Here is a 22,263-nt window from a genome sequence, read left to right as displayed (position 1 = left end):
AGAATAGTCTATTCTTCTCGGCTTTTTCGTTAAATCCTTATTAAATTTTTGGTTTATAAAATGAACGATTGTCTAAAGCAAAAACGCGTTCCGAGAACTCGCCTTCTTTTGTTTTGCCAAGTACACGGTCCAACATCATCATCTTGGCATCTATGTTATCGATGTAATGCAGCATTTCGGCTTCTTTGAGCATTGGCTTTTTCGGGCTGCCCCACTCTTCTTTGCCATGATGTGAAAGGATAATATGTTGTAAGAGCATGACTTCTTCCCCTTCAATCTCTAGCTCTTCAGCTGCTTTTGCAACTTCCGTAACCATAATCGAGATATGTCCTATTAAATTGCCTTCAACCGTATAAGTTGTGGCGATAGGTCCAGAAAGTTCGATGACTTTTCCGATATCGTGTAAGATGATTCCTGCAAATAATAAATCTTTGTTAAGCCCTGGATAAATCTCAGTTAAGGCCTTTCCTAATTTCAGCATTGATACAACGTGATCTGCTAGTCCTGACACATAATCATGGTGATTACGTGTTGCTGCTGGATACGTTAAAAATTGTTGTTGGTATTTTTTTAGCATAAAGCGAGTGATTCGCTGAATTTGAGGGTTTTCCATTTCAAACAAATACTTCATAACTTCTTCAAGCAATTCATCTGCTGATTTTTCGGAAGAAGGCAACAAATCAGAGATTGATTGATTTTCTTCTGGTTTTGCTGGGCGAATGCTTTTTATACGCAATTGGTTTTTCCCACGGTAGTTGTGAATTTCTCCACCAACACGGACAATGGTTTCTGCAGCGAATATTTTTTCCTGCTCATCTTTTGTATCCCATAACTTCGCTTCAATATCTCCACTCTTATCTTGTAACACGAGCGAGATAAATGGATTTCCAGTAGTTGTGACTCCTTTAACTGATTGCTTGATCAGCAAGAAAACATCGACCGTTTCTCCAACTGCGTACTGTGTAATTTCTTTGGTCATGAATGAACGCTCCTTTCGGTATTAGCCAATTGAATGATTTGTACATTTGGCCAAGCCTGTTGCATATCTTCGTGGCATGTAAAGTAAATAAATTGATGCTCTACCTGCAACTCTTTCACTAAGTTTATCATTTGCTGCAACCGACTGCGATCAAAATGAACAAAAGCATCGTCCATAATGATTGGAAACGGATGACTTTTTTTCATTGAAACGGCTAACGACAATCTTAAAGCCAAATAGGCTTGTTCTTTTGTCGCTTGACTTAGTTCCGAAATCGGGAAATAAGTGCCATCGTGGCGCTTCGCTTCAAAATAACCTACTTGATTCATATTCAGTCCATGGTAAGCACCATTTGTTAATTTAGTAAAATAACGTTGGGCGTTGGCCAATACAGTAGGAAGCTTTTTCTCTTTAAGTTCATTCATTGTTTGGTTGATTGCCTCGACAACCGCTTTGTTGACTGACCACTGTTTCGCTAAATTAACAAAACTTGCTTTTTTTTCTTCAAATTGTTGCAGCTCTTCTTCATACGAAGTATCAGTCACTAACATTTGTGTTAATTGCTGCTTGTCTGCTTGTTCTTTCAACAGCTCATTTCGCTCCGCTTTTAACTGGTTTAACTCTACTTGAATTTGTTCGATCGCTTGCTGTGCATCTTCAGGCTCCCAGGTTGGACGGAGTTCCACGTTCCCAATCGCGTGTAATTGTTCTTGTGTCAATTCGAGTGCTCGTTCCATTTCCTGCTTTTTGTCCCACTCATCAGCCAACCGGTAAAAATCAAAAACTTCTTCCGCCTGAGCATATTTCATTAAAGTTTGTTGTTCTTTTTCAAGTTGATTTTGGAATGCTACCAGCTGCTCATATTTTTCTTGCAAATTAGATTGTTCATTTTTTACTTTGTGCCAGTGTTCTTGTTGTTGCTTTCGATTCGATAGCTCTGAACGCAATGAAGCAATCAAACCTTCATTTGCGATTTCTTTTTTACATGCTTGTTGTGCTTTGTCTACCCACTCTTGCTGTCGAGATTTGATTTGCTCTATTTCGTCATTAATGCGTACTAGACGTGAAGAAGATGCATGAACTTTGCGCAACTTCTCAAAAAGCTCCATTGCCATCGTACGTCGAACAGTTGGGCTTAAACCAATTTCAAGTAAAAGTTGCTGATACGCTTTTTCAGCTTGAGAACTTGACTTGATGGATGAGTATCTAGCTATATTCTTTTTGCTTGTCTCAATATTGTTCATTAGTACATCTAGTTGCAAGTCAAACTCCGCAACTTTTTTTACTATCCTTTCATACTCTGGTTCTTTGCCCTCATATTTTTTTAGAACCTCAGAATAATCGTTTGACAACTCACTGGATTTTGTCGTTTTCATGAAAATCCATAGACCTGCGCCCATTGCTACTAATCCAACTACAATAAGTAAAATAGCAGATTGCATAAAGCCGTAAGCTGCAACGGTTAATCCAATACCTACTAACGCGAATTTAACAAGTCGGTCTTGATCTGAACTACCTTTTTGAAAGGTAGATGCGGCTTTTGCTTCTGCTAGCTGAGCGGAAGCTTTCAGCCACTCTTCTGCAGCCAATCGTTCTTTCTCGGTTGGTTCCTGCGCTAGAAAGTTAGCTAGATTTTGTTCTGCACGTAACAGATTATCTTTTTCTTCTTGTAAACTTCGCTGATTAAACCGTTGATTTTCTTCTTCTATATCTAACTCTTTTAAGCGCTCTGCTAGCTGCTCTTCTTGGCTTAACGAAACATCTATATCCATCGCTTGTTGTTCAGTAAGTCCGAGAAGTGATAATAATTCTTCACATTCTTCAGTTAACTCGATTGCTTCATTTTGTTTCTGCAGCAATTGAACGTTTAATTGATGCCAATCAGATTCACGATTCAATAAATTTTCAATAAAATCCATAGAATCCACACGGGCAGGATCTGTTAAACGATCAAGCTGCTTCGTCAAATAATCCATATCTGCTTTGCTTTGTGTCAGCTTGTCTTCTAAACGGTCCATCTGTCGTCTGCCTTCTGCAGGAAATTGGGTGATTGCCAATTTGTTTAATTGCTCAATCAATGTCGATTGATTTGCTAGTAATGGAGCGGCTTGTTGCCATTTACTGATTTCTTTCAGCCGCTGGTCCATTTGTATTTCTTTTTCTTCAATAGCCTGTAAGCGTTTCTCAATAGCCTGTAAACGCTCGATTGATGGACTATAAAGTTCGGCGCGTTGCCTATAGTCTTTTAGCCGAACTTCCATTTCACGAAGTTCTTCTGCCAAAGCATTTAATTGCGGCTTGCGTCCGCTTTTTTTAAACAGTTCAGCCATTTGCTTTTCTAGCTGACTTTCTAAATGTGTTAATGCATCAATCCCCGTTGTCCCTGAAGCAAGCAGCGTACGACTCAGTTCAGTTTCACTAAGCTGATCAAGTCCTTGCAATTCATGTATCGAAAACGAAAAAACCGCTTCAAAAGAAGCCCGGTCGTAATTTCGCACGATTTGCTTTAGCTCAGCTTCGCCACCTCTTCGCCCGTCTTCAAAAGTCACCGTCACATCCCCAGCCGACTTTCCTTGTATCCGCTCAATGACTAGCTTACCGTATTGCGGGTCAGTTAAATAAATTTGACCACCATATTTACCACCATTTTTTGGCTCATAGCGCAATTGCGTTTGATTGCGTGCTGGAAACCCAAAAAGAACTTGAATAATAAATTGCTGAACTGTCGTTTTTCCAGCTTCATTCGGTCCATAAAACAAAATCATTTGTTTTCCTAATTCGATGGTACGATTTTCATGCTTTCCAAATCCATAGATTACTAATTTTTCGATTTTCATGCCATCACTCTCCCTCCTGCATCGTGCGCCGGATTTTTTGGGCAGCTGCTAGTTGAAGCTCTTGAATCGTTTGCTCTTCTACTGCTTCTAAAAAACGGCTACTTTTTGGATGTCGATACAAATCCTGAAGCACTACTTTCCAATCGTCTGTTCTCCAGCTTTCCATTGTATCGATCAATGTTACACCTAACGGAGAGAGCTCAGCATCTTGCTCGATTTGCTGCAAATGCACCCCTTGTATCCAAACAAATGAATCTAAATCCTCTAAGGACTCCCGAAGCATCTCCAATAATTCACTTTCTGGAATTTCAGCAAGTAGCGCGAAACTATCTTGGTCTAATTCTGTGAATACCAATTCAATAATCATCGCTCCAGCAGTGTCACTCAATAAGTTTAGTTGTTTTTGACAAAGCTCAATCAATTCGTTCATATGAACAACGCCTTGACCAGAGATCGCAACTTGATCGAATTGAACAACAGAAGTCGGAACAAAATCCAAATGTGTCGCTTCTTTTGATAATGTAACTTCGTAAAAGCCTTTTTCACCGGATTCTTTCCGATGGCGCCCTTGAATGTTTCCAGGGTAAACCATGGCTGGCTCTAAAGAGAGCTCTTGACGCTTGTGGATATGCCCTAACGCCCAATAATCATATTGCTTGCTAACTAGCTGTTCTTTTTTAAAAGGCGCATAAACAGCGTGTGTCGCGTCTCCTTCAAGACTGCCATGAAGAAGGCCGACGTGATAGCATTCTAGTTTTTGTGCGACTGGATAATGTTCTACCATGGATTCGCTCACATGACGCTTACCATAACTAAAGCCAGTAAAAATAACTGGACCCGCAGTTGTATTTAGAGTGAACTGAGAAACCGCTTTATCAAACACATGCACGTTTTTCGGAAGTTCAAAGCGCGTCCAATTACCGCTCAAATGATCATGGTTGCCGAAGCATATAACGACGGGAATATTTCTCTCTGCGAGTTGTTCCATTCCTTTTTGAAAACGAGCTTGAGCCCGAATATTACGATCTTCTCCATCATAAATATCGCCCACAATACAGACAAAATCCGGATTGGTTTTTAAAGCATATTGAATCAATCGATCAAATGCTGCTAATGTGCTATCTTTTAATTTTTTCCATTGCTCTTTTTGCAAATCCTTCATACCGATAAAAGGGCTTCCCAAATGCAAATCTGCTGTGTGGATAAATCGAATCGACTCCATAAATAATCCCCTTCTAACTACCGAATATTTGTTCCTATTTTACCATGAGCGTGCCTTTTAAAAAACTGTTTGCAGAAAGTTTCCTGCAAACAGTTGAATAGTTCGAACGAATTTTTTTATTTTTTATTGCCTAAATGAATGGCTTTACGAATATCTTTTAATGATTGTGAAGAACCGTACATTAATACGCCTCCACGGTAAACCCTTGCACCGAACCAGCCCAGAATACCAATGGTCACGAGCATAATCCCAATTGACAATAGCGGCTCCCATAATGGCAAATCGAGCATGCCTACCCGCAAAAACATCACTAATGGGGCAAAAAACGGAATGTAGGATGAAATGGTGACGTAACTAGCTTCTGGCACGGATATTCCTGAGAAAGCGATCAATGATCCAATAATAATTAAAATCATCATAGGTAACATGAGTTGCTGCACATCTTCTGTGCGACTTACCAACGATCCGAGCAATGCCGCGAGTACCGCATAGAGGAAATAACCGAGTAAGAAAAAGAGTATCGCAAACAAGAATGTACTAATTTTCACTTCAGAAAAACCCATGACGCTAAATACCCCTTCAGTCAAATCCGTACCGGCTGATTGAATGGCAAAATAACCCGCCATTCCGAAAATCATCATCTGCAAAATACCTAGACTGCCGATGCCTGCAATTTTAGCAAACATATGCTTAACAGGTGACACACTTGATATTAAAATTTCCATAACGCGAGATGATTTTTCCGTTGCTACTTCCATGGCGATCATGTTCGGATAATAAATTACCGCGACATAAATTAACATAATCAATACATATACAAGCCCTCTTGCCTGACTCAGCTCTTCTTGTGATTTAGAAGATTCGGAAATAGCTTGCCGTTCAAATTCAACGGGCTTAAATAACTGCACCACCTGGTTGTCATCTAGTCCGAGTGATTCGGCAGTAATAGCTGTATGTATTGCTTGGACAGCATTTTCAATTTCAGCCCCTCCGCCCATTTCATTGGCAGATTCGGATACGTAGCGAGCGGTTAATTGTTCGTCCAGCATTAACACTAAATAATCATCAATAGAGCCTTCTGTAATACTTTTTTGTAATTCTGCTTCTGTTAAATATGTTGGCACAGCTTCTATTTCACTATTCGTCAATGCTAATTGCGCTTGTAAATTTTCCAGCAACGCGGGATTTTCACTAACTACATGCAAGGTGTTTTCTTCATTTTCATCTCCATCAAAAATTGCGATGATATTCGAAATATTTGCTAGTAAGAAAAAGGCGGCGACAACAATACTCGTTGTAATAAGAAATGATTTTGTTCTGGCCTTAGTTATAAACGCTTGCTTAAAAATAATCCAAAAACTATGCATGTCGTCTCCCTACCTTTGCGATGAAAATTTCTTCTAATGAAGGTTCTTCTACTGCAAAGTGACGAAGTGTCCCGAGTTTCATTGCCCTAGTCAATAATAGTTGTGCAACCTGTTCATCACTTATCTGAAAAACAGCGCCATCTTTTGTTTTCGTAAAGGTATCAACTCCTGTAATTCCACTTAAATGACTAAGATCTGCGTCCATATTTATACGAACATTTTGTTTACCAAAAGAGCGTTTCACATCTTTTATCGATCCACCAACCACTACTTTTCCACGGTCCAAAATGCTCATGTCATCACATAATTCTTCTACGTGATCCATACGGTGGCTAGAAAAAACAATGGTTGCTCCTTGCTTTTGAAAGTCTAGAATAGCTTCCTTTAACATTTCAACGTTGACTGGATCTAGTCCCGAAAATGGTTCATCAAGTATTAATAAAGATGGCTTATGTAAAAGCGATGCAATCAATTGTATTTTTTGTTGATTGCCTTTTGATAACTCTTCTACTTTTTTCTGTCCGTAATGAGGCACTTCAAAACGCTCTAGCCAAGCGGCCGCTTCACGTTTCGCATCTCCTTTAGACATTTTTCGCAATTGTGCTAAATAAACCAATTGCTCTTCGACTTTCATTTTCGGATAAAGTCCTCGTTCTTCTGGTAAGTAACCTATTTCTGGACTACTTGCATATGTAATGGGCTTTCCTTTCCAACGGACTGAACCTTCTGTCGGGTCTAATAAACCTAAAATCATTCGAAATGTAGTCGTTTTCCCAGCTCCGTTTGCTCCAAGAAACCCGTGCATTCCCCCTTCTTCAATCGACAGCGAAAGATTGTCCACTGCTGTGAAATCACCAAATCTTTTTGTTACTTGTTCAACATGCAAAGCCATTTCATTCGCCCCTTTCTTTCTACTACTACGAAACATCTGTTTAAATGTTTCAAAATGACAGGACTTTTTAAAAGAAACCCTTTATACTTGAAATGAATATCCATTCAGAAAGGATTGACTCAATTTGAGAACTTACAAACTGACTGTATTTGAAAAGACAGGTAAACAGCTATTGGACGAAACATTTACCGCTGAAACAGATGAAGAAGCACGCGATAAGGGACAGGCGATGCTAGAAGAAAAAGAAATGATTAACCTCACTCACCGTTTAGCATCACCTGCTGGCAAACTTCTACTTTTTCATTCATAGACAGTCAAAAGCATGGCGGAAAACTCCCGCCATGCTTTTTATTGCCCTTTAAAGTCAGGCTTTCTTTTTTCGACAAAAGCTTGAATACCTTCTAAATGATCTGCTGATTTTCTCATTGCAGATTGTGCAGCGGCTTCCATTTCTAATACTTGCACGAGTTCATCAACTTTTGTTTGATGAAGAATATGTTTAGTTGCGAGTTTAGCTTTTAGTGGCGACGCAATGGTGACTGCAGCATATATTTCAGCATGCTCTAGTCCACGTCCTTCAGCTGTTACCTCTTCGATCAAGCCTTTTGAAAGTGCATCGTGTGCTTTTAAAGTTTGACCAGCCCAAATGATTTGTTTTGCTTTTGGTACTCCTACACGCTCTTTCATAAAGAAATGTCCTCCGCCATCCGGCACTAAACCGATGCCGATAAAGTTCATCGCTAATTTGCTATTTTCTTCAGCTATTACATGATCGCATGCTAATGCCATGCTAAAAGCAAGGCCTGCTGATGCGCCATGAATGACAGCAATCGTAATTTGAGGCAATGTGTACAACGCTTTTGCCAAACGACTAACATCCTTCATCACCAAATCAATGTCCATTGGGTTTTCCGGATCCATCATTTCTTTAATGTCCCCACCCGCTGAAAATGCTCTTCCTTCGCCTCTAATGATTAGCACTTGTATCGTACTATCTTGCTGTAGCGACTCAAAGCAATCTGCCAACTCTTTCATCATTTTTCCATTCATGGCATTCATTGAGTTTGGACGATTTAAAAGCAACTCGCCAATTCGCCCTCGCTTAGTTAATTCGATTGTTTCATACATAAAAAGAGACACCCCTTCGTAAAAATGAATTGTAATTCATCTTTAACGTATTCGGCATCTCTCTTTATTATTCCTTTATTTTTGTAAAATTACATGCTTTCGTATAAAGATTGTACAGGTTTGATCAAGACACGGTTTACTTCTTCGATCATTTGGCTCAAGCCCATTTCAGCTTCTAACATTGCTAAAATCTTTTCGTTTTGTTGAGCTTCTTGTGCTGTGCTTTGAGCATTCATCATTTCTTCTTCAGTAATTTCTTCACCTTGTGTTTGTTTTTGCTGAAGCGTGATTTGCAAATCACGGAAAGTCTTGAACAATTCGTTTGCTTCTTGGTCCGCAGTTACTTGTGCAACAGCTTCCTCTAATTTCTTAAACTCGTCTGTTGAACGGAATGTGCTTTCCAATTTGTTAATGTCGTCATAAATGTTTACTGTCATGTTCATCCATCTCCTCTAATGTTAGTTTAGTATCATGACGATAATTCCTTGGAAGACGCCAATAAAGCCTCCGAGAAATGCGCCCAATACGGTAATCATTTTAAATTCTCTCCGTGAAATCCCAAGCACCAGTTCTTCTAGGCGGCTGAGCGGCAGAGAATCGACTTGCTCTTTTACCATACCTTCCATATCGATCTTCAATATGGTTTCTTCCAGTTTATGCTCACCTTGTTCGAAGACAAAGTCTATGACAAGTGGCGTAATATTGACACTTGTCCATTCTAACCCTCCAGGCCAAGTCTCTGCAAGTGTTGTGTTTAAACGCGTAGAAATCGCCGCTTTTTCACGAACATATTGTTTTACTGAACCAATTGCTGTTTCAAAATCAAACTCTTTTAACAGTTCATCGACTCTGCGGTCTTGAACTTTATCCCATTCACTATACGCTAGCGTTCCCACTAGTTCAAAGGTTTTGGGAGAGTTAAGAAACTTAATGATTTCTGGTTGAATACGGTCGACCAAAGGTTTTGATTCGCCGAGCAAGGAGTGCAGCATATGACCAAAACGACCACGTGATTCTAAAAACTCATCCAGCAATGATTTGATTGTTTCTCTACCGTGTGAGGATTCAAAATAACCAATTCCTTGATCTAATGCATATTGAACACCTTCAAACAATTTCGTCTCCGCTTCGGCTTTCCAATTGTCTGGCATCAATTCACGGATCGTTTTACCGGCGATATAGTTTTGCAAAGACTCTTTTTGAAGTTCCACAAGTTCATCTAGTTTAGCTTCAATTTTTTCGTCCATTCCAATTTGACCTGCTGCTTGCAGCCAATCATTAAATGTTTTTGGTGAATCAAACAAATGCTTATTTAGCTGACGGTTAATCCATTTTTCGGATTTCGACCGCATTTCCTGATTGAAAAATCGCTTTTTAAATGTTTCTGGTGTTAATAAATGCTCAACTACGGTCCTACCAAGTTGTCGCGATAATTCGTCACGTCGCTTTGGTATAAGTCCAGGTGTCAACGGCACTCGCCATTGCCCAATGTATTTAGGCTCATAAGGCCAAAAGAGCATTTTAATCGCCAAGTGATTGGTTACTCCACCAATTAGCGCACCAACGATTGCCATAAAAATTAACGTTACTAGTATATTCACTTTAGTCACTCTTTTCTTTTCTGCTTTGTCTATTCCTTGTAATCCCCTATAATGATAAGAAGAACGCAAAGGAGGATTTACATGCTTCAGCATTTTAAATTTAAGCCGATGTTTGAAAATGATCAACTACCAGGGTGGGATATTTCCTTCTTTTATAAAAACGAACGCATCGCAGGAGAATACCATCCCGATGGCAGCATCGTTTGGAAGTCTAAGACTCCTCAAGACGAAGAAACCATTAAAACAATGATACATGAGCTCATGCTCTACCATGTATACGATTAAAGCGCTGGAATGTTCCAGTGCTTTTTTTCCGCTCTTTTAATTATAAGGAAGGCTAGCTGAATTTAACAGTGATAGCTTCTTTCACCCATAAAAAAAGAATGCCCTATTACCCAATAGATTGGGTAATAGACATTCCTGATTGAATTTTATACATTTGATAATAGGTACCGCCAAGCTTCATCAATTCTTCGTGACTACCTGCCTCAGCGATTTCCCCTTTTTCCATCACAAGAATACGATCGGCATTTTTTATCGTCGATAGACGGTGTGCAATAATAAACGTTGTTCTTCCTTTTTTCAATACGTTCATTGCGTGTTGGATAATCTCTTCTGTTTCCGTATCAATATTCGATGTGGCTTCATCCAATATTAAAATTGCCGGGTCAAACGCCAATGCTCGTGCAAATGATACCAATTGACGCTGCCCAGAAGATAATGTGCTGCCTTTTTCCACTACCGGCTCATCTATTCCTTTTGGTAAATGGTTTAGTACACGCTCGCCACCGACGGCAGACAAGGCGTCGATTACCATTTCCCTCGTAATTCGCTCATCACCCAACGTGATATTGGATTCGATGGTCCCGCTAAATAAATAAGGATCTTGTAAAACAATTCCCATATGCTCCCTAACCGATTGTCTCGGCATGTCGTTAACATTCACACCATCAATCGTAATATTGCCTTTTGTTACGTCGTAAAAGCGAAATAGCAAGTTCATAATCGAACTTTTTCCTGATCCCGTATGACCAACCAATGCTACTGTTTCTCCTTGTTTTGCTGTAAAGGAAATGTCTTTTAACACATATTCTTTTTCTTTATAAGCAAACCACACTTTCTCAAAACTCACATTGCCTTGATAGCGCGTTATTTTTTGATCAACGACAGGTTCTCCTTGTTGATCTAGCAAGTTAAATACTCTTTCTGCTGCTACTAGTGCTTGCTCTAATCGTCCAAACTGATTGACGATCCCGCTAATTGGATTAAACAAACGAATAATATAGTCAACAAACGCATACAGCACACCAACTGTAACAACCGTACCTCCTGATATCGATGCACTCCCAAAATACCAAACAAAAAGAATAAATGTCATCGAACGTAGTACACCAACCAAATTGTAAGAAGCTGCGCCTTCGAGTATGAGCAATTTTTTCTGGTATTTATAATGCTCATCATTTAGTTGTTCAAACTCATCCTTCATTTTGCGTTCACGTCGGAATGCTTGAATAATCGTCATTCCTTGAATCGACTCATTTATCATGGCATTCATTTCACTGACTTTTTCACGAACAATGTGGTTGTAGCGAGCTGCATACTTTCGGTAAACCAACATCCAAATGTATAACAGTGGAATCAGCACAAGTGTCATTGCAGCCATTTTCCAGTCGAGATAAAACAGCGCGATAAAAATTCCACCCATATACATAAAGCTAGTGGCAAACTGCGATAGTACAGTTACAAACAAATCTCGGATTGCTTCAGTATCATTCGTAATGCGTGCAACCACTTTGCCTGCTGGTAAATTATCGAAATAACGTATTGGCAAAGTTTGTGTATGTTCGTAAACGTCGTTTCGCATTTTGCGAATAATGCCATTGGCTCCTCGCTGCAAAAAAACAGACTGCCAATAGCGAAAAATTGCTGTAATGATGGCCAATATGAAAAACAAAGTTAATAAATAAGCAATCGGTTCAAAGTCTACTGCATTTCCCGATATCGCTATATGATTGTCAATAATTTCTTTAGCTATTAACGGAGCTGCTAAATCGGCAGCCACCGCGATAGCTAACATGATTAACCCGGTTATTAATACTTTTTTAAAATTTAATGCGTATTCTAGCAATCGTTTTCCTGTTCCCATGCTTACACCTCCTCGATTTGCTGACGGAGGAATTGTTCGTTATACCACCCGTTTTTCTCTAGCAAACCATCATGAGTTCCTTCTTCTATAATTTTGCCGTCGTCCAACACAACAATCCAATCAGCATGTTTGACCGCTGACAATCGATGCGTTGTAATAATTGTTGTTTTTCCAGCACGTTCTGCTTGGATGTTTTCAATAATCTTCGCCTCAGTTTTTGCATCGACTGCTGATAACGAATCATCTAAGATCAAAATTTCTGGATTTTTAATCAATGCGCGCGCAATCGAAATCCGCTGCTTTTGACCACCTGAAAGTGCCACTCCTTTTTCACCAACAAGCGTTTCAAGCCCACTTGGTAACAATGCTAAGTCTTTTTCAAAATAAGACAAACGTAGCGCTTCGATTAACTCTTCTTCACTAGCAGTAGATTTACCAAATAAAATATTTTCCCGAATTGTCCTTGAAAACAATACATGGTCTTGTGGTACATAACCAATCCAACTGCGTAATTGATCTTTTGTTAATTTTTTTAACTCAATACCGTTTATTAAAATTGAGCCGTCACCAGCTGGGTACTCTCTCATTAATTGCTTAATGAAGGTAGTTTTCCCGCTACCGGTCTTCCCGACAACACCTAAGGTTTGACCACTGTTCATAGACAAGTTGATCCCTTGAAGATTGATTGAACTCGATTGTGGATAAGTAAAGTTAAAGTCTTTAAAGCCAATTTTCTCAAGTTGCCCAGACACGATTGGCTTTTCTGGATCTGTCACATCTTCAGGGTAATCTAAAGTTTTATTGACGCGATCTATTGATGCATTGCCGCGCTGCAAAATATTAATCATTTCACCGATAGCAAACATTGGCCAAACAATCATGCCCAAATATACATTGAAAGCGACTAAATCGCCTAATGTCATTTTGCCGTCCGCAACTAAAAATGCACCATAGCCAAGTCCAATCATGTAACTGAGCGATGTCAGTACTTTAGTTACTGGTGCAAAAAGTGCATCTATTCGTTCTACTGCCATGTTTTTTTCGAAAACATCATCAGTCATTTCTGCAAAATTTCTTTCTGAGGCTCGCTCTTGAACATAAGCTCGGATGACTCGTACGCCGCCCACTGATTCTAATACGCTATCATTTAAATCGCCGAATGCTTCTTGTGCTTCCATATAACGCATATGAATTTTCCTACCTAACACTTGAACAATAATTGCTAGTATGGGCAATGGCAACATCGCAAAGAAAGTCAATTCCCACGAAACAAGCACTCCCATTGCTACGATGATTGTTGCCATATACAAGGTAGAATCGATTAACGTTAAAATACCAAATCCAGCTGTTTCTGAAATGGCCTTTAAGTCATTAGTTGAACGCGCCATCAGATCGCCTGTCCGGTTTTTCTCGTAAAAAGTTGGAGACATTTTTAAAAATTGCCCCATCAAACTAGAACGAAGTTGACGTTCGATTACATACGCGCCTCCAAACAACTGATATTGCCAAACAAAGTTGATCAAATATGCTAGTACAAGTGCAATACCAAGAACGATTATATACTGCCACATTAAAGACGAAGTTAATTGTCCTTGCGCAATTGAATCGATCGCCTTACCAATAAGCCAAGGCGGAATAATTTCTAAAATATTTGCAACAAATAATAAAACTACTGCCGTCGCATAACGAATCCAATTTTCTTTAAAAAACCATTTTAATTTCCATAATACGTCAAACATTGCTTCCACCTGCTTTCTACTTCCCTAAACTTTATTTCCTAGTTAGTTTTTCTATCGACTTTATTTTTTAGAATAAACATAAAAAAAAACGCGCGCCTAGTTTATGGGCGCACGCTCATGAAAACAGGACAATTTTACAGACTTGTCCTGAATATTTCTATTCTCGAAATAAAGTCAGAGAAAAAATATAGGAAGGTCTGATGTTGATATAAAATTGGTTTGAATGTTCATTCCCATTTTTTCCATCATCATTACCTCCATTCCCATTTATTAGTTAATATTAGAATATCAAAAACTATTTTGAATTGTCAACATTTTTTGAAAATATTTCTCTTAAAGAATAACAGAGGTTTTATTTTAGGCTTGGAGGGTAATTTATAACTAATAGTATTTTAGATGAGGTGAAAGGGATGTTTACAAATATCGCAATGGCTTATGATGGATCTGATGGCAGCAGAATGGCTTTTGATAAAGCAATTGAACTAACAAAAGTTTTACCAGATGCCAAACTTTCAGTTATTTATGTTAACGAAGATTATCGGGAAAGTGTTGGATATATGGATGCAGGCAGTGCTTCAGCCCCTATTGTATCAGCAAATGTCGATAGCAATTATGCACAGTATATGCCTTACGGAATTGGGGATGAAAAGATTTCTCACGAAAAAAACTACGACGGTGCAGCAGCCGAATATTCGAAGCATGTTCAGCAATCCATCCAAAGACAGCTCGATACTCATAACTCAAAAGCTTCTGTACTTGCTTTAGAAGGACATGCAGCCAAAACGATTACAGCTTTTATCGAAGAACAAAATATCGATTTACTGATTATCGGCAATAGTGGTAAATCAGGTTTGCAAAAATTCTTTATTGGATCTGTTAGTAAAAAACTAATTCAAGATTCTTCGTGCTCAATATTAGTAGTGAAATAAAAAATCCGGAGTTGCAGACTAGTGTACTGAAGTCTGCATCTCCGGATTTTACACACAATGAGCGAAATTCACAATTCCGTCACAAATTTACTAGTTTTATTTTGTTGACAGTGGGTAAACATTACTAATAGAAGAAACGGTTTGATTATAGGAAGAAGGGATTTCCCATGTCAAGACAAACAGTATACTTTATCTCATCACATCAACATCGTGGATTGATGGCTGAAATTTGGGCTAATCGACTAATGCTTCCTGATTGGGAGATACGTAGTGCCGCTTGGACGCAGGATTCTCAATCCGATTTCAACGAGATGCCTTTGGAGATAATGAAAGAAATTATTTTGGATTTACCTACAGTTGAAGCACGCTCGTATAATCCGCAGGAGGTAGGCGATGCAGATTTAATCATCGCGTTACATGACGGTGAATTAGAAGATGGCGATATTCCATCAGACTTGCCAAGCCAAAAATTACTGCGTTGGAATATCCGTAATCCAGAATTACGAACTAATGATAGTACGGAACAATGGGCGCTTTATCAAGAAATTTGCGATGAAATTGCTATGAATATCAAGGACATGGAACCTTACTTCCGTGCAGACTACGTATAAAACCTTCACCTGAAAAACAGGTGAAGGTTTTATTTGTCTTTGAAAATATTTACTAGACTAGGTATTTTCACTTATAAAGAATTGCCCGTACTGGACTACCTTCTCCATCTTTTATCTTTAACGGCAATGCCACTAATTGGTAAACGCCTTCTGAGACATCATCCAATACGATACCTTCTAATATAAATCGTTGGTATTGATTCATCGCTTGGTGCATTGGCAACTCTTTACTTGTTTCAGGATCAACAGATGGCACGTCTACCCCGAGCAATCTGATTCCATTATCAGTCATCCATTTAGCAATCGACTCATCAAAAACAGGCCATTTCTCAGGGAATTTGTTGCGATCTTGCCAAGAAACTGTTTTCAGTAACACGGCTTCAACATTCTTTTCGAGCGGTTTTAAATTCAGAATCTCAATTTTTTCTAAACCGCTAACATCCATTACTTGCGCTTGAGTTAAGTAAACATCTAGCGGTAGCTCGTGCGTCTTAAGTCCTTGATCATTATAATGAAAAGGAGCATCGATATGCGTACCTATATGTGTGCTAGTTTGCAGCTTCCCAATATTAACTGATCCACTTTGCTCTATTGTCACAGATAGTTCGTAGTCGAACGGAGTATCTCCTGGCCATTCAGGTGTATAACTGTTTAACTCCATCGAAATATCGATAATGGTCTTGTGATTCACTTATGCCACCACATTTCGTTCATTGCTAAAGTTTTTATACGTTTCATTTTCCATGATCTCTTGAAGCGTGTTGGCAACTTTTTCTACGTCGCTAAAAGATGTATAAAAAGCAATTGGCGCTAGTCGAATAATATTGGGAGCTCGAAAATCCGGAACAATTTTTGCTTCTTTTAACGCTTTACAAATCCGTGCAGCTTCTGGGTGTGCAAATGCAATATGTCCGCCCCGACTTTTATCATCTATCGGCGTTACATCATTTAACTCTGGAATTTGTTTAGCAACCAATTGTCGTAATAGCGATGTCAGTTGAAGCGATTTTTGACGAACAGCGCTAATTCCCGCTTCCTCGAATAATTCTAAACTTCCAAGTAAAGGTGCCATACTAAAAATATGTGGCGTACCGATTTGATAAGCTCCTGCTCCTGGTGCTTTCGAGAATTCATGATCCATATCAAATTGACGTGATTTATCAGAACCAAACCAACCAGCATTGCCTGGCAGCAAATTATGATGACGTTCATGAATATACAGTCCGCCTGTTCCTCCTGGACCTGAATTCATGTACTTATAATGACACCATACGGCAAAATCCACTCCGTCATCGTGCAGTTGATGTGGCATGGCACCAATCGAGTGCGCTAAGTCAAAACCGACCAAAATGCCTTTTTGATGCGCAGCCTCGGTAATGTCTTTAATTTGTAAGAGTTGACCACTTCTATACAAAACTGATGGCAATAATAATACAGCTACGTCGTCAGTTAATTGTTCAATAATATCTTCTAATTCAAGTGTATAACCATCACGACTAGCAATTTTTTTCATTGCTTTAGCTGGTTCTAATCCGCGCAGGCGAAGATGACTTTCTACCGCATAAATATCTGATGGAAAATTCAACTCATCGACAAGAATTGAAAAACGATCAGACGTCGGTTGAAATAATGTGGATAGCATTTGATGGATGTTAGAAGTAATCGATCCTGTCACCATCACTTCATGCGCCCTAGCACCTACTATCGGAGCAATTCGAGCGCTCATTTCTTCTGCTAATGTAAACCACGGATGTTCTCCTTCAGTCCAACCATCTATCCCAAAAGTTTTCCAACTGTCCATTAAGCTATGTAGTTTTGCTTCAGACCGTTTAGACATTAACCCAAGAGAATTTCCGTCCATATAAACGGTCTCTTTTTCCACAAAAAACTCTTGTTTGTATTTTGCCAGCACATCTTGTTGATCCAATTGTTTACTCGTCATTCAATCCATCCCCCTTAGTTATAAAACCGCATAAGCGAATGCGCCAAGAATCGTCGTCATTAACACAACAAGCCAAGGAGCTAGTTTAAAATAGACTAACATTGTAAAGGCAGTTATCGCAATTGCAAAATCGACAGGTCCACGAATTCCCGACGTAAAAACAGGGTCGTATAAGGCTGCTAGTAATATTCCAACGACACTTGCATTAACTCCTTTTAATGCTGCTTGGACCCCAGACTTTGTACGAATGATGCTCCAAAAAGGCAGCGTACCTATAATTAATAAAAAGGATGGTAAAAACATTGCAACGACAGCAATAAGTACGCCCCATCCACCATTCATTAATTGACCTAGATATCCAGCTAAAGTAAATAATGGACCAGGAACAGCTTGAGCCGCTCCATAACCTGCGATAAAGCTATCTGCAGTCATCCAGTTAGGCACGATTTCTCTCTCTAACATCGGTAACACAACATGCCCACCGCCGAAAACAATTGAACCTACTCGATAAAACACGTCAAAAATAGCAAAAGACGTAGACTCTATAAATGGACGCACAAGTGGCAGCCCAATTAACAACGTAGCAAAAACTGCCCAAGCGGCCATTCCTGTTTTTTTGCCAAAACTTAGTACTAAGTTTACAGGTTTAGGTGCATCTTCTTTTCGATAAATCAAATAGCCAAGAATACCGGATAAGATAATTACCCCAATTTGACCCCAAGTCGTAGGTATTAATAAAATTAAGATTGCAGCTCCTACTGCTATCGCAATACGCTGACGATCCGGTGCTAAACTTTTTCCCATCCCCAACAAAGCATGTGCCACAACTGCAACTGCAACAATTTTTAATCCTTGAATCCAACCACTATCAAAATTACCATTAGTAACAATAAGTGCGAATAATAATAGCAAAATAACAGACGGCATCGTAAAACCAAACCAAGATAAAAAACCGCCGACTATGCCACCACGTAACATGCCAATCGAAATCCCAACTTGAGAACTCGCCGGTCCCGGAAGAAATTGGCATAGCGCTACAATATCTGCGTAAGCTTTATCATCTAGCCACTTTCTTTTTGTTACGTATTCATCTCTAAAATACCCAATATGGGCAGCCGGTCCTCCAAAAGACGTCAAACCTAGTTTTGTAGAAGCCTTTAAAATTTCGATATAATTACTTTTTTTAGTCATAGCCCTCTCCTTTATAAAACTCATTACCTATAAGCATAACCTTTCACTTATATGTTTCAACATTAAAATTGTGTAAAATTTAATACGAATACTTCGAAAACTTCTTCATTGTTGACAACACTCTAAAAGAGATTGATACTAATAAAAGAGCAATTTTAAATCTATTGGATCATTTTATCTACCGAATATATATCCAGATTTTATGCATTATGTATGAGGTTTGCTATTTTAAATTTGATATTTCAATAACTTAACTATAAATAATATTAGTGAAACGACCCTCATGAGAGGGTCGTTTCACTTTGTTTCAGCGACTTGGAGGTGGGAAACATTATGGACCTGTATACAAACTTACGCAAAGGGGAAAAAGGTGCTTGGATCAGCATTGGTGCCTATATTTTTCTCAGTTCAATAAAGTTAGCCTTTGGTTTTGGGGGCTCTTCTGAAGCGTTAAAGGCGGATGGATTTAATAACTTGACTGATATTCTCGCATCTATTGCCGTTTTAGTTGGACTAAAAATTTCCCAAAAGCCTCCTGATGAAAATCATCATTATGGTCATTTGCGTGCCGAAACTATCGCCTCACTTTTAGCTTCTTTCATTATGGCCGTCATTGGCTTACAGGTGATAACAAATGCATTTCGTTCAATTTTTGAACCCGTTGCTGAAACGCCTTCACTAATTACTGCTTGGGTTTCTTTTTTCTCTGCAATTATTATGTACGCTGTTTATCGTTATAATTTGAAACTTAGTAAAGAGATCAAAAGTTCAGCTGTCCGTGCCGCTGCCTACGATAATCGTTCCGATGCGCTCGTTAGTGTAGGTGCTGGTATTGGGATTATTGGTGCAATCTTTGGTGCACCCATACTAGATGTTGTTACAGCTTTTATAATAGGCTTGATCATTATTAAAACTGCATTGGATATTTTCAAAGAATCTGTTATGACTTTAACAGATGGCTTTGACGAAGACGAAGTCGAAACTTTATCTGTTCTAGTTCGTAAAGTTCCTGGAGTTATTACGTTGCGCGATTTTAAAGGACGCAATCATGGCAATGTTATGTTTATTGATTTAACAGTTAGCGTTGCACCCAATTTAAACGTAGTTGAAAGTCATTGGATTACCGAAGAAATCGAGAAGAAAATACAAAAGGTAAAGCCGAGCTGCGTAATTCTCGTCCACATTGAACCAGACTCCTCGTATACTGATAGTCCAGAGTAATAAATAAAATAGCAAAAGGCGATGGTAACTACCATCGCCTTTTGCTATTTCTCCAAGGTTTCTTCAGCTAATTTCACATTATTTTGGACAAAAGCTTCCGCAATAGCATGACGAATGCGGCTTTCAAGATTTTCTTTCATTTCTACATCGACAACTTGTACCTCCACTTGAAAATCTAAGGCTGAATTTCGAAAATCAATAAATTGAACTTCTACATTTTTCTCTGGAATTTCTTCCATTAAACTTATTGTCTTTAACGCTGATTCGTTTAAAAGTCTTTCAATTTTCTTCGTATCACTGCCATATTGTACACTAACCATGACTCTTGCATACAATTGAGCGCTTGAACGATTTCTAACGATCTGCTCGATAAAATATTGATTCGGCACAACGAGTGTCCCTTCTTTCAATGTCTCAATCACCGTCGATCTTAATTTAATTTTCGTGATGCGTCCGATTTTCCCATCGATTTCTACCATTTCACCAACTTCCATCGGCCGCTCAAATAAGATGATAATCCCTGATACAAAGTTGGCGGCGATATTGCGGACACCAAATCCGATACCGATACCAAGAACACTAAAAACAACACCTAGTGCTGTTAAATCTAACCCGACTGTTGTAAAACTGATAGCCAAAGCCAGAAACATGACCAAATAATACAATAACCGATTGATGGTATAGCTCATTCCAATATCAACATCAAATTGCTCGTAAACAAAAGGCATGACATAACGAGTAAGTGCTTTTGTGATACGGCTTGCAAAAGTCACAATCAACACGGCGACAATAATAAGCAATACGGATATTTCCACGCCTTCTGTTTCGTAAAAAGCAAAAGTTAACCACTTTTCTTTAGAAAAATAAAACACAAAGAATAGTATGCTCCCATAAAGCACAAGCCAATTTGAAATATCCTCAATTACCGGATAAATGCGCGTTTTGAAATCTTTTGAAGATATCAGCTTTCTCAACAGCATTAAAACTATAAACTTCACAACAAATATGATGGCCAAATAAACAAAAAACAGCAAAAAATCTGAAACGGATATTTCCTTTAGAAAACCAACCCCTTCAAACAACTGATTATCCTGCATAGAATACCTCCTTTTCAGCTAAGTAGCTCAAGAAGCTAGGCATCTCCTTCTACTAAGCGCAAATTATACGAATGTTGGTCTGTGGCCAACGCCAATAAATCAATTTTTTCTTGAAGCGCTTCTTGATCAAATGCTTTTAACCCTGGAACATCTACACCTTCTAAAACGTAACTGTGAATTTCCCAAAGCTCTATATAGTGCCGCTTAGGAACTACTTCTGCTGCAACTTTTAGTGATTCTAAAATAGAGATTAAAACTGAAATATCTTCTTTCCCATAATGGGATAACTGATAAAACGTTTTATACAACGCTTTTCTATATGAAGGAAAACGATACAGTACATGTTTGTCTCCTAACAAAATCGTGCCCGTTTTCAAACAGCCCAATTGACCGAGCAGCCGCCCTAACCGGATAATGATATCGTTTGCTGTATTTGGATCGTTAATTCCTGGAGATATCGCACGAAGCGCTACTTCGACCATTTTTTGAATAGCAAAATCCAAATCCTGCTCTGAAGTTCTAGAATTTCCCAGCGAGTAAAATTTACCAACGGCTAGTTCTGCTTCACCAACTTTATGAATATGGAAAATTTCCTTTCCTTCATAAATATAGTCACCAGGATTTACAAGAATTTCAATTTTTAGTTCCTGTTCTTTCGCATAATCCACTAATCGATCAAATGAAATATAGTGAACATAGCCTTCTTGTTCAGCTCGATGCGTTTCTTTAATACCAATAGGATGCCAAGCAGTTTCTTCTGTAGTCGCTTCTTCTTCTTCTTGCAAGTTCTTTAGTCTAGAAATAGCTTTTTCTGCATCTGCAATCAACTGGTTAACTAATTGCCCAACTTGAACATTTGTTGCAATATAATGGATAAAATAGGCAAAAGTAGATAGACAGAAAAAAGCGATTACAATCCCAACAAACGGTGTAATCACGTCCGTTTTATACAAGTCTTCTCTCATAAATAGCAATGATAAAGTATTGTAAATAAAACCACTAAGAAAAATCCCTAATACCCGCCAAATAACCTTATCATGCACAAAATTCTTCAATGTTCTTGGTGAAAATTGAGATGAGTACATCGTCAGTACAACAAGAATTGTTGAAAAAGTAAAGATGGTCATCGTTAACAAAGCACCTGATAAACTTCCCATGATGGTTTTAGCTAAATCAACATTTGTTAGAAAAATTGATGGGATAAATGCCTTTAATTTTCCCATATATAGTAGATCGACATAGTAAAAAGCTATTGATAGTAAGATGGAAATCGCGATGTAAATTGCCGGAGTAATCCATAGTTTTTCTTTCAGCCATATTGTTAGTTTTTGCATTTATTTGTTCCCCCTCCTTGTCAACAT

General features: G+C 38.7%; 20 protein-coding genes. 5 read left to right on the top strand and 15 right to left on the bottom strand.

Features of this window, described 5'->3' with window-relative positions:
* Positions 1–40: 40 nt before the first annotated feature.
* From yhaM to PLANO_RS04390, 5 genes are all read right to left on the bottom strand, one after another.
* Positions 41–979, bottom strand: coding sequence for a 3'-5' exoribonuclease YhaM (gene yhaM / locus PLANO_RS04410; protein WP_038703291.1), 939 nt, complete (start codon positions 977–979; stop codon positions 41–43).
* Positions 976–3,816 carry an ATP-binding protein gene (locus tag PLANO_RS04405; protein ID WP_038703290.1) on the bottom strand — a complete coding sequence of 947 codons (2,841 nt, stop codon included), beginning with the start codon at positions 3,814–3,816 and terminating at the stop codon, positions 976–978. The genes yhaM and PLANO_RS04405 overlap by 4 nt, the downstream gene beginning before the upstream one ends.
* Positions 3,817–3,820: 4 nt before the next feature.
* Positions 3,821–5,038, bottom strand: coding sequence for a metallophosphoesterase family protein (locus PLANO_RS04400; RefSeq protein ID WP_038703289.1), 1,218 nt, complete (start codon positions 5,036–5,038; stop codon positions 3,821–3,823).
* 116 nt (positions 5,039–5,154) lie between these two features.
* Positions 5,155–6,405, bottom strand: coding sequence for an ABC transporter permease (locus tag PLANO_RS04395; RefSeq protein ID WP_038703288.1), 1,251 nt, complete (start codon positions 6,403–6,405; stop codon positions 5,155–5,157).
* Positions 6,398–7,297, bottom strand: a complete 900-nt coding sequence (locus PLANO_RS04390) for an ABC transporter ATP-binding protein (protein WP_038703287.1) — start codon at positions 7,295–7,297, stop codon at positions 6,398–6,400. The genes PLANO_RS04395 and PLANO_RS04390 overlap by 8 nt, the downstream gene beginning before the upstream one ends.
* 124 nt (positions 7,298–7,421) lie before the next feature.
* Between PLANO_RS04390 and PLANO_RS04385 the strand changes: the two genes are divergently transcribed.
* Complete coding sequence (locus PLANO_RS04385; RefSeq protein WP_038703286.1) at positions 7,422–7,607, top strand: YhzD family protein; 186 nt, start codon at positions 7,422–7,424, stop codon at positions 7,605–7,607.
* Positions 7,608–7,645: 38 nt separating this feature from the next.
* Here the strand turns inward: PLANO_RS04385 and PLANO_RS04380 are convergent, their stop codons facing one another.
* From PLANO_RS04380 to PLANO_RS04370, 3 genes are all read right to left on the bottom strand, one after another.
* Positions 7,646–8,425 (bottom strand): enoyl-CoA hydratase, encoded by a 780-nt coding sequence (locus tag PLANO_RS04380; protein ID WP_038703285.1) that lies wholly within the window; start codon positions 8,423–8,425, stop codon positions 7,646–7,648.
* An 89-nt stretch (positions 8,426–8,514) separates the two neighbouring features.
* Positions 8,515–8,862, bottom strand: coding sequence for a YlbF family regulator (locus tag PLANO_RS04375; protein ID WP_038703284.1), 348 nt, complete (start codon positions 8,860–8,862; stop codon positions 8,515–8,517).
* A 21-nt stretch (positions 8,863–8,883) separates the two neighbouring features.
* Complete coding sequence (locus PLANO_RS04370) at positions 8,884–10,026, bottom strand: DUF445 domain-containing protein (protein ID WP_052124282.1); 1,143 nt, start codon at positions 10,024–10,026, stop codon at positions 8,884–8,886.
* A gap of 81 nt (positions 10,027–10,107) precedes the next feature.
* Between PLANO_RS04370 and PLANO_RS04365 the strand changes: the two genes are divergently transcribed.
* Positions 10,108–10,311, top strand: coding sequence for a YheE family protein (locus tag PLANO_RS04365; protein ID WP_038703283.1), 204 nt, complete (start codon positions 10,108–10,110; stop codon positions 10,309–10,311).
* Positions 10,312–10,417: 106 nt separating this feature from the next.
* On the opposite strand, the gene PLANO_RS04360 is transcribed toward PLANO_RS04365, so the two are convergent.
* Together PLANO_RS04360 and PLANO_RS04355 are read right to left on the bottom strand one after the other, a co-directional pair.
* Entirely contained in the window at positions 10,418–12,172 is a 1,755-nt protein-coding gene (locus PLANO_RS04360; RefSeq protein WP_038703282.1) for an ABC transporter ATP-binding protein, read from the bottom strand.
* A gap of 2 nt (positions 12,173–12,174) precedes the next feature.
* Positions 12,175–13,911 (bottom strand): ABC transporter ATP-binding protein, encoded by a 1,737-nt coding sequence (locus tag PLANO_RS04355; RefSeq protein WP_038703281.1) that lies wholly within the window; start codon positions 13,909–13,911, stop codon positions 12,175–12,177.
* 410 nt (positions 13,912–14,321) lie between these two features.
* Here PLANO_RS04355 and PLANO_RS04350 point away from each other — a divergent pair, with 410 nt between their 5' ends.
* Positions 14,322–14,840 carry a universal stress protein gene (locus PLANO_RS04350; RefSeq protein ID WP_038703280.1) on the top strand — a complete coding sequence of 173 codons (519 nt, stop codon included), beginning with the start codon at positions 14,322–14,324 and terminating at the stop codon, positions 14,838–14,840.
* 167 nt (positions 14,841–15,007) lie between these two features.
* Positions 15,008–15,451: an arsenate-mycothiol transferase ArsC gene (locus tag PLANO_RS04345; RefSeq protein ID WP_038703279.1), complete on the top strand. Its 444-nt coding sequence runs from the start codon at positions 15,008–15,010 to the stop codon at positions 15,449–15,451.
* A 67-nt stretch (positions 15,452–15,518) separates the two neighbouring features.
* On the opposite strand, the gene kynB is transcribed toward PLANO_RS04345, so the two are convergent.
* Genes kynB through chrA form a run of 3 tightly spaced genes read right to left on the bottom strand, consistent with a single transcriptional unit; the run spans position 15,519 to position 18,584 of the window.
* Positions 15,519–16,142, bottom strand: a complete 624-nt coding sequence (gene kynB, locus PLANO_RS04340; RefSeq protein WP_231554754.1) for an arylformamidase — start codon at positions 16,140–16,142, stop codon at positions 15,519–15,521.
* Positions 16,143–17,393, bottom strand: a complete 1,251-nt coding sequence (kynU, locus tag PLANO_RS04335) for a kynureninase (protein WP_038703278.1) — start codon at positions 17,391–17,393, stop codon at positions 16,143–16,145.
* A gap of 18 nt (positions 17,394–17,411) precedes the next feature.
* Complete coding sequence (chrA, locus tag PLANO_RS04330) at positions 17,412–18,584, bottom strand: chromate efflux transporter (protein WP_038703277.1); 1,173 nt, start codon at positions 18,582–18,584, stop codon at positions 17,412–17,414.
* A 333-nt stretch (positions 18,585–18,917) separates the two neighbouring features.
* Between chrA and PLANO_RS04325 the strand changes: the two genes are divergently transcribed.
* Positions 18,918–19,805: a cation diffusion facilitator family transporter gene (locus PLANO_RS04325; RefSeq protein WP_038703276.1), complete on the top strand. Its 888-nt coding sequence runs from the start codon at positions 18,918–18,920 to the stop codon at positions 19,803–19,805.
* A 44-nt stretch (positions 19,806–19,849) separates the two neighbouring features.
* On the opposite strand, the gene PLANO_RS04320 is transcribed toward PLANO_RS04325, so the two are convergent.
* Both PLANO_RS04320 and PLANO_RS04315 read right to left on the bottom strand, forming a co-directional pair.
* The gene (locus tag PLANO_RS04320; RefSeq protein WP_038703275.1) at positions 19,850–20,902 is read right to left on the bottom strand and encodes a mechanosensitive ion channel family protein; all 1,053 of its coding nucleotides are present in this window, start codon (positions 20,900–20,902) and stop codon (positions 19,850–19,852) included.
* A gap of 35 nt (positions 20,903–20,937) precedes the next feature.
* Positions 20,938–22,236, bottom strand: coding sequence for a DUF2254 domain-containing protein (locus tag PLANO_RS04315; protein WP_038703274.1), 1,299 nt, complete (start codon positions 22,234–22,236; stop codon positions 20,938–20,940).
* Positions 22,237–22,263: the final 27 nt, after the last annotated feature.

Source organism: Planococcus sp. PAMC 21323, assembly GCF_000785555.1.
Taxonomy (GTDB): domain Bacteria; phylum Bacillota; class Bacilli; order Bacillales_A; family Planococcaceae; genus Planococcus.
Note: the sequence above shows the minus strand (reverse complement) of the source record. Positions and strands in the feature narration are given on the sequence as shown.

Excerpts from the sequence above, each read along its gene's own strand:
- PLANO_RS04380 (WP_038703285.1), bottom strand. The coding sequence starts at position 8,425 with ATGTATGAAACAATCGAATTAACTAAGCGAGGGCGAATTGGCGAGTTG.
- PLANO_RS04345 (WP_038703279.1), top strand. The coding sequence starts at position 15,008 with ATGTCAAGACAAACAGTATACTTTATCTCATCACATCAACATCGTGGA.
- chrA (WP_038703277.1), bottom strand. The coding sequence starts at position 18,584 with ATGACTAAAAAAAGTAATTATATCGAAATTTTAAAGGCTTCTACAAAA.
- PLANO_RS04395 (WP_038703288.1), bottom strand. The coding sequence starts at position 6,405 with ATGCATAGTTTTTGGATTATTTTTAAGCAAGCGTTTATAACTAAGGCC.
- PLANO_RS04375 (WP_038703284.1), bottom strand. The coding sequence starts at position 8,862 with ATGACAGTAAACATTTATGACGACATTAACAAATTGGAAAGCACATTC.
- PLANO_RS04365 (WP_038703283.1), top strand. The coding sequence starts at position 10,108 with ATGCTTCAGCATTTTAAATTTAAGCCGATGTTTGAAAATGATCAACTA.
- kynU (WP_038703278.1), bottom strand. The coding sequence starts at position 17,393 with ATGACGAGTAAACAATTGGATCAACAAGATGTGCTGGCAAAATACAAA.
- PLANO_RS04350 (WP_038703280.1), top strand. The coding sequence starts at position 14,322 with ATGTTTACAAATATCGCAATGGCTTATGATGGATCTGATGGCAGCAGA.
- PLANO_RS04405 (WP_038703290.1), bottom strand. The coding sequence starts at position 3,816 with ATGAAAATCGAAAAATTAGTAATCTATGGATTTGGAAAGCATGAAAAT.
- PLANO_RS04355 (WP_038703281.1), bottom strand. The coding sequence starts at position 13,911 with ATGTTTGACGTATTATGGAAATTAAAATGGTTTTTTAAAGAAAATTGG.
- PLANO_RS04315 (WP_038703274.1), bottom strand. The coding sequence starts at position 22,236 with ATGCAAAAACTAACAATATGGCTGAAAGAAAAACTATGGATTACTCCG.
- PLANO_RS04360 (WP_038703282.1), bottom strand. The coding sequence starts at position 12,172 with ATGGGAACAGGAAAACGATTGCTAGAATACGCATTAAATTTTAAAAAA.
- PLANO_RS04320 (WP_038703275.1), bottom strand. The coding sequence starts at position 20,902 with ATGCAGGATAATCAGTTGTTTGAAGGGGTTGGTTTTCTAAAGGAAATA.
- PLANO_RS04400 (WP_038703289.1), bottom strand. The coding sequence starts at position 5,038 with ATGGAGTCGATTCGATTTATCCACACAGCAGATTTGCATTTGGGAAGC.
- PLANO_RS04390 (WP_038703287.1), bottom strand. The coding sequence starts at position 7,297 with ATGGCTTTGCATGTTGAACAAGTAACAAAAAGATTTGGTGATTTCACA.
- yhaM (WP_038703291.1), bottom strand. The coding sequence starts at position 979 with ATGACCAAAGAAATTACACAGTACGCAGTTGGAGAAACGGTCGATGTT.
- PLANO_RS04325 (WP_038703276.1), top strand. The coding sequence starts at position 18,918 with ATGGACCTGTATACAAACTTACGCAAAGGGGAAAAAGGTGCTTGGATC.